This window comes from Microbacterium sp. GW823-FHT02G05 (assembly GCF_058797175.1).
In genome coordinates this window covers 1,283,413-1,297,665 of record NZ_JBXAJK010000001.1, presented here as the reverse complement: position 1 = coordinate 1,297,665, position 14,253 = coordinate 1,283,413, and the positions used below count along the sequence as shown (strand labels likewise).

The 14,253-nt window shown below is 68.4% G+C and carries 14 protein-coding genes; 2 read left to right on the top strand and 12 right to left on the bottom strand.

The genetic code is table 11. The features are described from left to right. Positions 1–16: 16 nt before the first annotated feature. The gene (locus tag AC1REM_RS06165; RefSeq protein WP_492513845.1) at positions 17–940 is read right to left on the bottom strand and encodes a phosphate/phosphite/phosphonate ABC transporter substrate-binding protein; all 924 of its coding nucleotides are present in this window, start codon (positions 938–940) and stop codon (positions 17–19) included. A 174-nt stretch (positions 941–1,114) separates the two neighbouring features. Between AC1REM_RS06165 and AC1REM_RS06160 the strand changes: the two genes are divergently transcribed. Continuing rightward, positions 1,115–1,861, top strand: coding sequence for a GntR family transcriptional regulator (locus tag AC1REM_RS06160; protein WP_489968730.1), 747 nt, complete (start codon positions 1,115–1,117; stop codon positions 1,859–1,861). A gap of 3 nt (positions 1,862–1,864) precedes the next feature. Here the strand turns inward: AC1REM_RS06160 and AC1REM_RS06155 are convergent, their stop codons facing one another. Beyond that, positions 1,865–2,593 carry an alpha/beta fold hydrolase gene (locus AC1REM_RS06155; protein ID WP_492513844.1) on the bottom strand — a complete coding sequence of 243 codons (729 nt, stop codon included), beginning with the start codon at positions 2,591–2,593 and terminating at the stop codon, positions 1,865–1,867. Between the two features lie 131 nt (positions 2,594–2,724). On the opposite strand from AC1REM_RS06155, the gene AC1REM_RS06150 reads away from it, so the two are divergent. Then, entirely contained in the window at positions 2,725–2,973 is a 249-nt protein-coding gene (locus AC1REM_RS06150) for a hypothetical protein (RefSeq protein ID WP_492513843.1), read from the top strand. Positions 2,974–2,977: 4 nt separating this feature from the next. On the opposite strand, the gene AC1REM_RS06145 is transcribed toward AC1REM_RS06150, so the two are convergent. The 10 genes from AC1REM_RS06145 to AC1REM_RS06100 form a co-directional block, all read right to left on the bottom strand. After that, on the bottom strand, positions 2,978–3,844 hold the full coding sequence (locus tag AC1REM_RS06145; protein WP_492513842.1) for an EamA family transporter: 867 nt from the start codon (positions 3,842–3,844) through the stop codon (positions 2,978–2,980). A gap of 193 nt (positions 3,845–4,037) precedes the next feature. Beyond that, complete coding sequence (locus AC1REM_RS06140) at positions 4,038–4,937, bottom strand: sulfurtransferase (RefSeq protein ID WP_492513841.1); 900 nt, start codon at positions 4,935–4,937, stop codon at positions 4,038–4,040. A gap of 137 nt (positions 4,938–5,074) precedes the next feature. Next, positions 5,075–6,820 carry an ABC transporter ATP-binding protein gene (locus AC1REM_RS06135; protein WP_492513840.1) on the bottom strand — a complete coding sequence of 582 codons (1,746 nt, stop codon included), beginning with the start codon at positions 6,818–6,820 and terminating at the stop codon, positions 5,075–5,077. Next, on the bottom strand, positions 6,817–8,463 hold the full coding sequence (locus tag AC1REM_RS06130; protein WP_492513839.1) for an ABC transporter transmembrane domain-containing protein: 1,647 nt from the start codon (positions 8,461–8,463) through the stop codon (positions 6,817–6,819). Before AC1REM_RS06130 ends, AC1REM_RS06135 begins: the two co-directional genes overlap by 4 nt. Further along, complete coding sequence (locus AC1REM_RS06125; RefSeq protein WP_492513838.1) at positions 8,456–9,304, bottom strand: ABC transporter ATP-binding protein; 849 nt, start codon at positions 9,302–9,304, stop codon at positions 8,456–8,458. The genes AC1REM_RS06130 and AC1REM_RS06125 overlap by 8 nt, the downstream gene beginning before the upstream one ends. Further along, positions 9,301–10,320 (bottom strand): FecCD family ABC transporter permease, encoded by a 1,020-nt coding sequence (locus AC1REM_RS06120; RefSeq protein ID WP_492514473.1) that lies wholly within the window; start codon positions 10,318–10,320, stop codon positions 9,301–9,303. Before AC1REM_RS06120 ends, AC1REM_RS06125 begins: the two co-directional genes overlap by 4 nt. Before the next feature lie 53 nt (positions 10,321–10,373). Next, a complete protein-coding gene (locus AC1REM_RS06115; RefSeq protein ID WP_492513837.1) occupies positions 10,374–11,435 on the bottom strand; it encodes a FecCD family ABC transporter permease in 1,062 nt (353 codons plus the stop codon). A 7-nt stretch (positions 11,436–11,442) separates the two neighbouring features. Then, positions 11,443–12,312, bottom strand: coding sequence for a siderophore-interacting protein (locus AC1REM_RS06110; RefSeq protein WP_492513836.1), 870 nt, complete (start codon positions 12,310–12,312; stop codon positions 11,443–11,445). Continuing rightward, positions 12,312–13,328, bottom strand: coding sequence for an ABC transporter substrate-binding protein (locus AC1REM_RS06105; protein WP_492513835.1), 1,017 nt, complete (start codon positions 13,326–13,328; stop codon positions 12,312–12,314). The genes AC1REM_RS06110 and AC1REM_RS06105 overlap by 1 nt, the downstream gene beginning before the upstream one ends. A 123-nt stretch (positions 13,329–13,451) precedes the next feature. Continuing rightward, positions 13,452–14,246, bottom strand: coding sequence for a helix-turn-helix transcriptional regulator (locus tag AC1REM_RS06100; RefSeq protein WP_492513834.1), 795 nt, complete (start codon positions 14,244–14,246; stop codon positions 13,452–13,454). Positions 14,247–14,253: the final 7 nt, after the last annotated feature.

The window sequence follows — 14,253 nt, the reverse complement described above, 5'->3', positions numbered from 1 at the left end:
CAGTGCTGCGGGCGGGTCAGCCCTTGCACTGCTCGGCTTCGGTCTTCTTGCAGATGTCGCGGATCAGGTCGTAGTAGGTGTCGTCGACCGGCTTGGTGGCGTAGAAGACGCTGCGGAAGCCCTCGCTGTCGGCGCTGGTGATGCCCGCGGCGATGATGTCGTCGATCGTGACCTCGGCGAGCGCGTCGGTGATTACCGAGGCGACGTCCTTCGGAAGCTTCGTCGAGACGACGAGCGGCGCTCCGGGAACCATGGTCTCGGCGATGACCTTGACGTCATCCGACTTGGCGACCTCGGAGTCCTCGGCGAAGCCGACCTCACACTCGGCACCTTCACCGGTCTTGAGCACGCTCACGTCGTGCTTACCGGCGAAGACCGGGGTGATGTCGGTCTTCGGGTCGATGCCCGCCTCGAGCAGGTTGTAGGACGGGAACAGGTAGCCCGAGGTCGACGACGGGTCGACGAAGCAGACCTTCTTGCCGGCGAAGTCCTCGATGGTCTTGACGGCGCTGTCCTTCGGCGCGATGGCCATGGAGTAGTAGCCGGGCTCCTGGCCTTCCTTCGTGACGATGGAGGAGATCGGGGTGAGCTCGGCACCGTTGTTGGTCGCCGTGACGTACGTGAAGCCCGAGAACGATGCGACGTCGATCTTGCCGGCGATCGCGGCCTCGATGAGTGCGGCGTAGTCGGTCGACTCGTGGTACTCGACCTCCTTGCCGGTGACCTCGGCGATGTAGTCCATGAGCGGCTGGTAGTTGGTCTCGGTGTCGACCGAGTCCGGCACGACGCCGAAGACGAGTGTGTTCTCGTTGACCGCGTAGCCGCTGGTCGCGGCGGCGGTGTCTTCTCCGGGGGCGGCGCTGGCGTTGCCCGAGCAGGCGGCGAGACCGAGGGCGAGCACGGCTGCGCCTGCCAGTACGGGGAGAGCACGAAGCTTCATGAGGACCTTTCGCTGTGTGTGGGATTCGGATGATCCGAGAGCACTCTTCCAGCGATTTCCGCGAGATGTATACCTATCTCGGCACTGTTCGCAGGCTGTTCACCCGCTGGCCATACGCGTGAACATCGCGAGAACGCGCCTTGCGGAGATATACCGGCGAAGTAGTATGCCTATGTGAGCGATGTTGTCTACTTACAGATCGCCGACGATCTGCGCACCCGGATCTCGTCGGGTGAGCTGCGCCCGGGTGAAGCGGTTCCGACAGAGGCCGAGTTGGCAGAACGGTGGAAGACGTCCCGCGGGCCGATCCGCAACGCGTTCGCGCTGTTGCGAGGCGAGGGGCTGATCGAAACGGCTCGTGGGCGCCCGGCACGGGTGACCGCGCCCAAGGCGACCCAGGCCGTCGATGTCTCGGTGCCGTTCACGCGCTGGGCGCGCGATCTCGGTGTGGTTCCGGGAGCGCAGACGCAGGAGCTGAGTCTGCGGCGCGCGGATGCGGCCCTGGCCGCCGCCCTCGATGTCGCGGTCGGCGACACGATCGTGAGCGTCGTGCGCCTGCGGCTGCTGGACGGGCGCCCGGCGATGCTGGAGCGCCTCAACTACATCGAATCCGTCGGCCGTCTGCTGCTCGACGCCGACACCGACGCCATCTCGATCACCGAGTATCTCGGCGCCCACGGGCATCCGATCGTCGGACTGCAGCATGAGATCGACGCGGTCGCCGCGGACGACCAGGATGCCGCGCTGCTGCGCGTGCCGGTCTCCTCCCCCATTCTTCGCCTCACCCGCACGTCACGCGACGCGGAGGGCCGTGTCTTCGAGGCATCCGAAGACCGCTACCTCTCCACCATCGTGCGATTCACGGTGGCGGCATCCGGCATCTCCGCCGAGGGCCAGTACCTGCGCGCCGTGGGTGGGTGAACGCTAGCCGTTCAGCATCTGCGCGAGCCCTTCGGGCTTCTGCAGGGGGATGCCGTGGCCGCAGTCGGCGACGAGTGCGAACTCGCTGCCCGGAAGCGTCTCGTGCAGCCGCCAGGCGGAGGCACGCATGACGGCCTTCTCGCGGGATCCGGCGAGGATCACTGCCGTTCCGGGGAACTGCGCCCAGCCCGCCGGGATCGTGAAGCGGATGTTCTCACCGACCGCGTGAGTGAGCGTCTCGACGGAGATGCGACGCGAAGTGCGCAGGTACTCGTCAATGAGGGCGTCGGGGACGAAGAGCTCCTTCGCCTGCAGCCGCGCGAACCACTCGTAGCGGGCGAGGGGCGCGGCGGCTCGGAGCAGAGCGAGCGTGGCGCCAGGTGCGCGGGTCGGGATCGCCTGCGCGCTGATCACGACGACGCGGGCGACAAGATCCGGATGCTGTGCGGCCAGCAGCACCGCGAGCTGGGCGCCGAGCGAGAAACCGACGACCGTCGTCCCCGCGGCGAGCAGCGGCGCAAGCGCCTCGATCGTCGCCGCGTGCGAGAGGTAGTGCTCGTCGGAGTCGACGTCGTGACCGGGCAGGTCGGGCACGATGACGTGAAAGCGCGGGTCGAGGTGCTCGCGCAGCGGGTTCCACATCCACCCGGCCACGCCACCACCGTGCAGGAGCAGCAGCGGCTCGCCGCTGGGGTCGCCGAAGGTGTGCACGCGAAGGCCAGGGTCTCCCATGCGGTCCACCCTACTGACGGCAGGATGCACGCAGAGTCCGAAGGGGGTGCGTCCGGCGCCGCTACACTGACCACACATCGACGCGGCATCCGCTCCGAGGAGCGCGATCGTCGCCCACGAAGGGGGAAGTCATGAACGACGACTACGGATGGGCCGCAGGACTCGGTATCGGAATGTTCCTGCTGATGGCGGTGATCTATCTCGGCGTCCTGGCGCTGTCGCTCTGGATCACGTATCTGATCATCCGCACGGCCGTGAAGAACGGCATTCTCAAGGCAGACGAGGAACGCCTGCGCCGCGGATATGCAATGACGACGCCACCGCGCGGCGGATACACGGCGCCGCCGTCCGCTCCGGGTTCGCCGTACCCGCCGCGCTGAGCCCTCACACGGCCAAAAGCACCACTCCGGCGAGCACGACGACCGACGCGGCCACGCGCCACCCCGGCCGCGACTCCTTCAGCACGAAGGCGCCGAAAAGACTCACCAGCACGACGCTCACCTCGCGCAGCGGCGCGACGAGTGCGACGGGCGCCATCGTGATCGCGGTGAGCACGAGGATGTACGACAGCGGCGAGAGGATGCCGAACGCCAGGATGCGCCGCCATTCACGTCGTCCGAGCTCTCGCACCGCGCCCCACTGCTTGCGCACGGCGAAGGAGTAGAACGGGATCTGCACGAGCGTCGTGCCGACCATGAAGGCGACGGGTGAGAGGCTCCAGGTGCGCACGGCGTGGGCATCCCAGATCGTGTAGACGGCGATCGCGACGCCCGTGAGCAGGCCGAACAGCAGCGCGGGGTCGATTCCGCGACGAGGGGATCCGGATGCTCCGCGGTCGACGAATCCGATCGCCACGACGCCCACGATGATCGCGGCGACCCCGACGAGCGCGAGCGGTGTGGGCCGCTCCCCCAGCAGGACGATCGCGATGAGCACCGCCAGGAACGGTCCGGTTCCGCGCGCTGTCGCGTACACCGTCGAGAGGTTGCCGACCCGGTACCCGTGCTGCAGCACCAGCATGTAGGCGACGTGCAGCACACCCGAGACGAGAACGCCGATCGCAACGCCCCACAGATCGTCCGTCCCGAGTCCGCCCGTGAACGGAACGGCGAACGCCCAGAGCACTGTGCTCGCCAGCGCACCCCACCAGAGGAAGGGCAGACCGGCGCGGCTGACGCCATGCGCGATGATGTTCCACGCTGCATGAGCGAGCGCTGCGCCGAAGACGAGGACGAATGCGAGAAGAGACACGAAGAACCTTCCGGACGACATGACGGCATGCCGAACGAGGTTCCTCCGGGCTTTTGTCCTGTCAGATGACGCCCCGCCTGCGGAGGCGGACCGTGGCGCCGCTCGGACCAGTCGAGTGAGACTCCGGAACCCTAGGCGCTATCGCCTTCACCCTACACGGCGGCGGTTCGCGCTTCGGTCGCCGATGGCGCGCTCACACCGCCTCGATGCGGCCGCTCGGCAGGATGCCCACAGCAACGGGCCGCCCCTTCGTGTTCGACCACTGGCTCCACGAACCGGGAAAGACGCGTGCGGCGATTCCCGCCTCGGCGAGCGCCAACGCCGTGTGCGACGCGGCGATCCCGGATCCGCAGTACACCCCGACCGAGGTCTTCTCCGTGACACCCGCGGTCTGGAAGATGCGACGCAGGACGTCGGGCGCATGCAGGCGCCCGTCATCCGCCACGTGCGCCATCGTCGGCAGATTCACCGCTCCGGGGATGTGCCCTCCGACCGGATCGAGCGGCGCCCGATCCCCGCGATACTGCTCAGGAGATCGCACATCGAGCAGCACCCCGTCTGCCGGGAATACCGCCGCCTGATCGATCGTCAGCGCGCCGGAGTCGAAGTCGGCGAGCGTGATGGCGCCGGCGACCGGTCGCACATCTCCGCTCTCCAGGGCGAAGCCGGCGCCGATCCACGCCCGCAGCCCTCCGTCCAGCACGCGCACGGCGACTCCCGCGCGGGAGAGGAGCCACCACAGCCGGGCGGCGGCGACACTGCGGATGTCGTCGTAGGCGACGAGGATATCCCCCTCGTTCACGCCCCATCCCCGCACAGATCGCTGCAGGTCGTCAAGAAGAGGGATCGGATGCCGCCCCTCTGCCGGATCGCCCTTGCGGGCCAGTTCGTGGTCGAGGTCGACGTAGACAGCTCCCGGCAGGTGCGCGCGCAGATACTCCGGTCGTCCTTCTGGCCGGTCCAGGCGCCAACGCACATCCAGAAGGCGAACCGTCGGCCCTGTCCCGTTCGCGGCGGCCTCCTGCGCCGCCGCGAGCTCCTGTGGCGAGATGAGATTCGCGCACCGCGGCGCACCGGAAGACAAGACGGTCATGGCACTCCTCACGGTGATGGCAGCGTTGGTGTGCTACCAAGAATCCGTGTCGCAGCGCGCAGCGTCACCTGGGGTCGACATGCCGCTTCATCGAGGGTCACACAGAGACACAGACTCCGCCCGTATGCACCCCGCCGTCACCACTCGCGCCATGCCCGCCGGAGCGCGGCGTACGGCCCAGGCACTGCGACAAGTTCGTCGTGTGTGCCGTCCTGCACCACCTTCCCGTCCGCCATGACAAGCACCCGATCGGCCGTGACCGCCTGGCTGAGCCGGTGCGCGATCACGATCGCCGTGCGGTCGCCGATCGCGGCGACCGCCGCGTCGTCCAGCAGAGCCGCATCCGCGGACCCTGCCTCGGCGGTCGCCTCGTCGAGGATCACCAGACGCGCAGACGTGAGTGCGACCCGCACGAGCGCGAGGTGCTGCGCCTGCCCCGGAGTGAGCGTGCGCCCCTCATCGCCGATGAGCGTGTCCAGCCCCTCAGGAAGTGCCTGCACCCACTCGGCCCCAAGCCGCTCGAGGGCGTCGATGAGCTGGGCATCCGTGGCATCCGGAGCGAAGAGTCGCAGATCGTCGCGCACACTGCCCGCGAAGACGTGGGGTTCCTGGCTGAGCATCGCGACCGTCTCGCGCAGATCGTGCGGATGCCACTCCTCGACCGCCGCACCATCGAGCGTGACCCGCCCGACGCTCGCCGGGATCAGCCCGGCGAGAACGCGCGCGAGGGTGGTCTTTCCTGCCCCGCTCGCGCCCACGATCGCCACCCTCTCCCCCGCTTCGATCCGCAGTGTGGGCACGTCGAGGTCGAGAGCGTCCATGCGGTAGCCGAACTGCAACGCCTCCACCTCGATCCGGGCCGCACCTTCAGAGCGACCCGCATCGGCGACAGGACGCGGCGCGGCCAGCGGCAGTCCGACGACACCGAAGAGCCGTGCCAGGCTCGCCCCGGCATCCTGCAGGTCATCCACCGTGCCGAGCAGTGTCCCCAGCGGGCCGAAAAGCCCCAGGAAGAAGAGCGCTGCCGTCGTCGCCGCTCCCAGCGTCACCTCGCCCGCGGTGACCAGGAAGTACCCCGTGATCAGAACCGCCGACAGGCCGACGAGCTCTGCGAAGTTGAGCTGTCCGTAGAACACGTTGCGCACGTGGGTGGCGCGGATGTCGAGGCCGATCCCGCGCCGCGACGCCTCAGCGACCTCGTCGAGATGGCGGTCCTCCTGCCGGAGAGCTACGACCGTGTCGACCCCGCGGACCGCCTCGATCGTGCGCTGACCGCGCTCAGCGATGACGGCGCGGTGCTGGCGATACACCGGCGCCGACTGTCGCAGGAAACGGCGCAGCCCGAGGATCTGCACCGGAGCGGCGCACAGCGCAGCCAGCGCGAAGCGCGGATCGAGCACGGCCATACCGACGAGGCTCAGCACCGTGATGAGCAGGGCGGTGAGGAAGGCCGGAAGCGCCTCACCCACTGCGGCACCGACCGCGCGAACGTCGTCGGAGAGCCGAGAGACGAGATCGCCGCTGCCCGCTTCTTCGACCATCGTCGATGACTGAGCGAAGGCGGCGTCGAACGCGGATTCCCTGATCGAGCGCACCGCGTGCTGCGCCAGGCGGGCAAGTAGCACACTGCCCGTCCAGGTGAGGGCGGCGCCGACCAGCAGTGCACCGCCGAGACCCGCGGTGAAGGCGACAAGGTGCTGTCCGCCCCGTGCGATGTCGTCGACCATCTGGCCGATGATCCAGGGGGCAGCAAGCCCCGAGGCGACGCCGATGACCAGCGCGAGGATGCACGCGATGGCAAGGAGCGTCCTCTGCCGCAGCACACGCAGGAGCTCCCGCGCAGTGACGCGGGCGGATGCGATGGGAAGCCGTGCATCGCTCATCGTTGAACCGCCTTCGTCTCCGTCGCCGACGAGATCTGCCCCTGCGAACTCTGCGCGCTCAGATCGTGCACGATCGCACACGCCGAGAGCAGCGATGGCCTGTCGCTCAAGAGAACGATCGAGCGTCCGGGTGCGCAGTGCGCCGCCAGGTTCGCCACGACGGCGGCCTCGGTGAGGGGATCCATCGCGGTCGTCGGCTCGTGCAGCACCAGGACGGGCTGCGGCTGGTGCAGAGCCCGCGCCAGCAGCAGCCGCTGGCGCTGGCCACCCGACAAGCGCATCCCGCGTTCGCCCACGCGCTCATCGAGTCCCTCGGGCAGGCGTTCCTGAACCTCGTCGAAAGCGGCGGCGACGATGTGCGCGTGCTCCACATCCGTGGCGATGTTCCGCCGTGCCGACCCGCTGAACACCGCCGCGTCATGAGGCGGCGCGAAGACATGCGCACGCAATACGGATGCATCCACATCGAAGACATCGGTCGCGCCGATACGGAGCTCTCCCTGCTCGGCCGCCCTGCGGCCCGCGAACAGGTCGGCCAAGGCGACCGCCTGATCAGCCGAGCACCGGATCCCCGTCAGCGCACCATCGGGGATCACAAGGTGACGTTCGCCGTCGCGGAGTGTCAACGGCTCCACGGCAAGGGGTGCGTCAACGACGCCCCCTGTCCTCTCTCCCTCAGAGAGGTACTCCGCGATGCGCTGGGCCGAACCGTACTTCGCTGCGATCGCCCCCGGAAGGTGCCCGAGTGTCTGCAGTGGCCAGCGAATCGTCTGCGCCAGGCCGATCGCCGTGACGAAACCACCGGCCGTGACATCACCGCGAAGCGTCAGGTAGCCGCCCAGGAGCGCGATTCCGGTGAACACCACGCCGCTGACGGCGGCATTGACCGCGCTGAGTGAGGCCCGCGAGAGTTCGGCACGATAGGCCGCATCCGCGGCGACCTCGCTCTCTGCGCGGTACCGGGCTGCAGCGCGCGATGTCGCACCGAGTGCCTCCAGTGCCCGCAGCCCAGTGGTGAGATCAGCGCCGACGGCATCCAGTCGCGCCGCCTGCTTCTGTGCGGCATACCCGCGCCGCCGCAGCCCCCCGCTCAGCAGGTGCACGACGACGCCCTGCACGAGGGTTCCGACGAGGACGGCGACAGCGAGAGGCCAGGCGATCGAGAACAGCACGATGCAGGCAACCAGCACGGCCGTGAACGCCGCCGCCTGCTCGCCGATGATCCAGACGATCCCGGCAGCCTGCATGGTGTCGCCTGACGAAAGGGTGAGCGTCTCGCCGGCACTGCGACGGCGACCGGATCCCCGCAGTGCTCGACGCAGGATGCGCTGACGGAGCACATGCTCGCCGATCGCGTAGACACGCGTGCCGACACGCGCACCGAGCTGCCACGCGGTGATGAGGACAGCGAAGACGGCAACGAGGAACAGGATCGACCACACCAGAGCGATGGGATCGTGCGGGGCGATCGCCCGGTCGATGACGAGTCCGATGGCGACCGGCACCATCACCTCGCTCAGCTGGTGACCGCTGAACCCGAGCACGGCGAGCCCCAGCGCCCACCGACGTCTGCCTCGCCCCGCGCTCTCCGCGAAGACACCGGCCGGGGTGACGGCACCGTGTCGCTGCGAGGCCTCACGCATCGCCGTGGACCGCCGAGTCGCGAGGGATCACGAGAGGGCTGCCGGTGATCGGATCGTCGATCACGACGCAGCGCAGACCGAAGACCTCCTCGACCAGTTCTGCCGTGACGATCTCGCGGGGTGCGCCTTCGGCGACGACCCGGCCGTCCTTCATCGCGATGATGTGCGTCGCGTAGCGCGCCGCGTGGTTCAGATCGTGCAGCACGGCGACGAGCGTGCGGCCGTCGCCGTGCAGTGTGCGAAACAGGTCGAGAAGTTCGATCTGATGCGCGATGTCGAGGAACGTCGTCGGCTCGTCGAGAAGGAGGATCGGTGTCTCCTGGGCCAGCGCCATCGCCACCCAGACCCGCTGCCGCTGACCCCCGGATAGCTCATCGACCAGGCGGGTGGAGAGGTCAGTCGTGTTGGTCGCGGCGAGCGCCACCGCCACGGCGCGCGCATCCTCCGCGGACCACTGGCGAATCAGCTTCTGATGCGGATACCGCCCCCGAGACACCAAATCGGCGACGACGATGCCATCCGGTGCGAGGGAGGTCTGCGGCAACAGACCCACTTCACGCGCGAGCACTTTGGCGGGCATCGACGCGATAGAGCGGCCATCGAGCAGCACCTGTCCCACCGTGGGCTTCAACAGCCGCGCGAGCCCGCGCAGCAGCGTCGATTTGCCGCAGGCATTGGGGCCGACGATCACGGTGAACGAGCCATCCGGGATTCGTACGTCCAGGTTCTCCGCGATCACCCGCCGGTCGTACCCGATGGTCACTCCCTCCGTGTGCAGTCGCGCGGATTCGAGGACGGCGTCGTATGCCATGGTTTCGAGTTCTCTCTGCGTGGTGTTCATCGTCGCCGGGTCTCCCGGATCAGGAGCCAGACGAAATAGATGCCGCCCACAGACACCGTCACGATACCGACGGGCAGCTGCATCGGGGCGAAGAGCCGCTGCGCCAGGAAGTCGCTCGCGACCAGCAACAGCGCGCCGGTGACTCCTGCGGCGAGAAGACCCACCCCGGTGCTGCGGGTCAGCCGGCGGGCGATCTGCGGCGCAACGAGTGCAATGAAGGCGATGGGGCCAGCCGCCGCCGTCACGAGTGCCACAAGCCCGACGCCGACGACCACCGCGGCCAGGCGCGTCGTGGTGGGTCGAGCGCCGAGCGATCCTGCGGCGTCGTCGCCGATCTCCAGCACCCGCAGACGAGGCGACAGCATGAGCGCCAGCGGAAGCAGGATACCCAGCACGATGAGCACGGGCACGAGCGTGTCGACCGTGACGCCGTTGAGCGAGCCACTGCCCCAGACTCCTGCTGTGAGCTGCTCCTCGGGACTCGCCTTCAGCATCAGGTAGGTGTTGACGGCGGCGAGCATCGCGGAGATTCCGATCCCGACGATGATGAGGCGGAACCCGGAAACTCCGCCGCGGTACGCCAGCACGAAGACGGCGAGCGCCGTGAGCACTCCCCCGATCAGCGCTCCGGACGCGATGGCGAAATAGCCTCCGCCCGTCACGAGCAGCACGACGAGCGCGCCCGTGTATGAACCTGCGGAGAAGCCGATGATGTCCGGGGAGCCCAGCGGATTGCGCGTGATCGACTGGAACATGGCACCGGACATGCCGAGCGCCAGGCCGAAGAGCGCAGCCAGCAGCGCCCGCGGAAGTCTCCATTCGCGCACGACGAGCACCGTGCCGCGATCCGCCGTGCCCAGAAGTCCGCCGAGCACCTCGTCCATCGTGAGCTCATAGGTGCCGGTCGTGATCGAGAGCAGCACGCCCAGCAGCGTCAGTGCCGCGATGAGGATCGTGACGATGACGGCCCGCAGCGAGATCGTCCACGACCAACCGGGGCGCTGGGTCACGAGCATCCGCGCGCCGAAATCCACCGGCGACGTCGTCGTGGACACCGTCCTCTCCGCACTCACAGGGCGCTCATCTGTCGGCGACGAGCGAGGATGATCAGAACGGGCGCCCCGATGATCGCGGTGACGATGCCGACCTCGAGTTCTCGCGGCGCCAGGATCACGCGCCCCACCACGTCGGACGCCAGCAGCAGCAGGGCTGCCCCGACCGCGGAGAACGGGATGATCCACCGCTGGTCCGGCCCCGCGAACCAGCGCACGACGTGCGGCACCATGAGTCCGACGAAGCCGATGGGTCCGGCTGCGGCCGTCGCCGCCCCGGCGAGCAGCGTGACCGCGACGATCACGAGCACACGGGTGCGGATCACGCGCGCCCCCAGCGCACGGGCGAGGTCGTCTCCGAGCGAGATCGCGTTGAGTGGTCTCCCGGCCACGACTCCGAGCAAGAGTCCGAGCACGATGGGAATCGCAACCGTCCCCACGATTCCCCAGCCCCTGCCTGCCAGCGAGCCGGCGCTCCACCGCAGCATGTCATCGAAGGAGTCCGGATGCAGCATCGTGATGCCCGACGCGATGCCGCCCAGCAGCGCCCCGAGCGCGACTCCGACGAGGGTGAGACGCACGGGCGTCGCGCCCAAAGAGCCGATTGAGCCGAGCACGTACACGAGCACCGTCACGACAATGGCTCCGAGGAAGGCGAACCACAGATACTGCGAGATCGCGGTGACGCCGAGCAGGCCGATGGCGATCACGACCGCGAAGTTCGCGCCCGCCCCGACGCCAAGGATCCCCGTGTCTGCGAGCGGGTTGCGGGTGAGTGCCTGGATGAGCGCGCCGGCCACGCCGAGCGCCGCGCCGACGATCACGGCGAGCCACGCCCGTGGCATCCGCATCTCGTGCACGATGAACGAGCTCTCCCCGCCATCCGGATGCCACAGCGTCTCCCACACCTCCGCGAAGCCGATCCCGCGCGCGCCCACCCACAGGCTGAGCACGAAGCACGCCGCCAGCAGGATGAGCGCTCCGACCAGGAAGAGCGCACGTGTGAGCCGCACGCGCGGGGCAGCGTGGGTGCTCTCCGGGGGAAGGGCGTCGACAGTCGCCGGTGATGTGAGAGTCATGGTCGGGTCAGAGCCCGAGTGCGGCGAGGCGGTCGTCGTACAGATCCCGACGTGCCTCTTCGTCGCTCGTCGACTCCCATGCCGCGTTCAGCTCTTCCAGCTCCCGCGCGCTGAGGGCCTCGTATCGTTCGAGCCATTCCTCCTGACGATCGCGCCAGTAGCCGATCACCTTGTACTGGCTGGCGTTGAGCCCCCGCTCGTGGCGGAGATGACGACGCGCATCACGCAGCTCACCCGCCTCGCCCGCGACCCACACGTAGGATTCCGCCGTGATCGGCAGCGCGCGCAGCGCCTCGGTCATCGCGCTCGGTCCGACTCCGTTGCCTCGCCCCACGATCCAGCGCACCTGCAGACGCGCACTGTGGATCTCCAGTCGGTGCGACTCTTCGGCGATCTCGACGGCGGCGATCGCGCGAACGCCCGGATCGAACTGCTCGGCGAGCCGTGCGAGGGCGGGGAGCCCCGTGGCATCCGTCACGAAGAACTGCTCGACGGCACCAGCGGGCGGCTCGTACAGACCGCGCGGGTCGCCGAAAGCGACGCGATCGCCCGGCTGCGCCCCCGATGCCCAGGCGCCCGCCCTGCCGTGTCCGTGCACGACGAGATCGATGTCGACCTCGGCCGTGGCAGCGTCATGACGGCGGATCGTGTACGGCTCGACGTGCGACTCCACCCCCTCCGGGTAGTGCCACATCCCCTCATCGTCGATGCGCGGCAGGTGCAGCACCCCCTCCGAGGGGAAGTGCACGCGGACGTACTCGTCACCGATGCCGGTCGTGCGAAACGCGGAAAGGCCTTCTCCTGCGAAGGTGACGCGCACCATGCCCGGCGTGAGCCAGGAGACGCGCGTCACCTCTGCGACATGCAGATCGGTCATCAGCGGGCAGCGTCGACCTTCGCCTGCACCTCGGCGAAGACCGCGTCCAGGGATTCGAGGTTCTCCAGGGCCCAGCCGAACGAGCCCGTCGGCGACTTGGTGATGTACTCGACCACCATGCCGTTCTTCACGGCGGGCAGGTTCTGCCAGATCGTGTTCGCGTCGAGCTGCGCCCGCATCTCGGGGGCGACACCGTTGCGCATGAAGATCAGGTCGGCGTTGGAGATGCGGTCGAGGGTCTCGTACGAGAACCAGGCGGGGAAACCGTCCTTGGTGACCTCATCCGCCTCCTGCTCGCGGAACTTCGCACCCAGATCGCGCAGGATCGGCGTGCTGAAGTGCGTGTCGGCGTACGTTCCCCACTCGTCGGGCTCCGGGCCGAAGACGGTGACGGTGTTGTCGGCGAGGATGTCGGCGTAGGTGGCCTTGATCTCGTCGCGGCGCTTCTCGTACTTGTCGATGAGCGGCTGCAGCGCGTCCTCCTTGTCGAAGATCGCGGCCAGCTCATTCGCCCGGGTGCGCCAGCTCTCGCCGTCGCGCGCGTTAAAGGTGAGGATCGGCGCGACCTTCTCGATCTCGGCGCGCATCGGGTCGTCGAGGGGGAGGAAGTCATTGGTCGCGATGACCAGATCCGGCTTCGCCTTCACGATCGCTTCGAGGTTGAGTTCGTAGTACTCGCCGATCGACTCCGCGCCGCTGTCCGCGATCGCGGTGGTGTATTCGAGAGGGATCGCGTCCCCCGCAGTGTCGGTGAAGTAGGTGTTCACGACGCCGACCGGAACGATGCCGAGGTCCATGAGGGCCGCGGGCGTGTAGAAGTCCACGGAGACGATGCGCTCGATCGTCTCCGGCAGTTCGATCGGGCCGAAATCGCTTTCGTAGATGCGGGACGAGATCTCCTCTGCGGCAGGAGCGGCGCCGCTGCAGGCCGCGAGCGAGAGCGCGGTCGCCGAGGCGACAAGGATGCTGAGGATGCGGCGAGCGCGACGGTTCGGCGCGGAAGCGTGCTGGGACATGGGTCTCCTGGACGGGCATGTGAAGCCGGGCGCCGGAGCGCCGCGAGGCTGGTTAGGGTTGCCTGACCTAAGTTAGTCGAGACCCCGTATCGAAGAGGGGACGAGTTGTACCGCTTTCGGTACTCAACCCGCGTGATTACGGGGAACGCGGGCCTCGCGAAGGTACTCTGCGGGAGTCTGCCCCGTGAGTTCGCGGAAGTGCTCGATGAACGTCGTCGGATTCCGGTACCCCACCAGGCGCGAGACGGCGACGATCGAACGCCCCTGCGTCAGCTCGCGCACCGCGAGCTGGAGCCGCGCCAGGATGCGCCACTGCGTGAAGGTCATCCCCGTCTCCGCCTCGAACTGTCGGGCGAGCGTGCGCGCATGCAGGCCGCACTCGTACGCCCAGTACGCGGTCGTGCGCTTGTCGGCCGGGTCGGCGAGAATCGCGCTCGCCACCCCATGCAGGTGGGCGCTGTGCGGCATCCGCAGCGCGAACGATTCCTGCGGCGCTGGCACCAGGAGATCGAGGATGACCCGCTGCAGCCGCAGACGAGCCGCCTCGTCAAGGTCACCCTGGAGGTTGTGGGTGAGCAGAACGCGCAGCGGTTCGGTCATGGCGACTCCGGTCACCTCCGACGGCATGGCGAGCAGGTTGGACTCCACCGCGGCGAAGTATGTCGCGCGCACCCGCGCGCTGCGCCCCGCGGATGCGGTGTGCACGATCCCCGCCGGCACCCAGACCGCGAGCGAAGGCGGAATCGCCCAGACCCGACCGCGCGCCTCGAGGCGCGCCATTCCCCCATCCGACCAGAGCAGCTCGTGCTCATCGTGTCGATGCTCGGGCCAGGTGATCGGCGCCTCGACATCGAACTCCCGCGTCGTGAGCAGATAGCCCGCCGGGACTCGCGCGGGATCCACGCTTTCGACTCGCATCTACTAA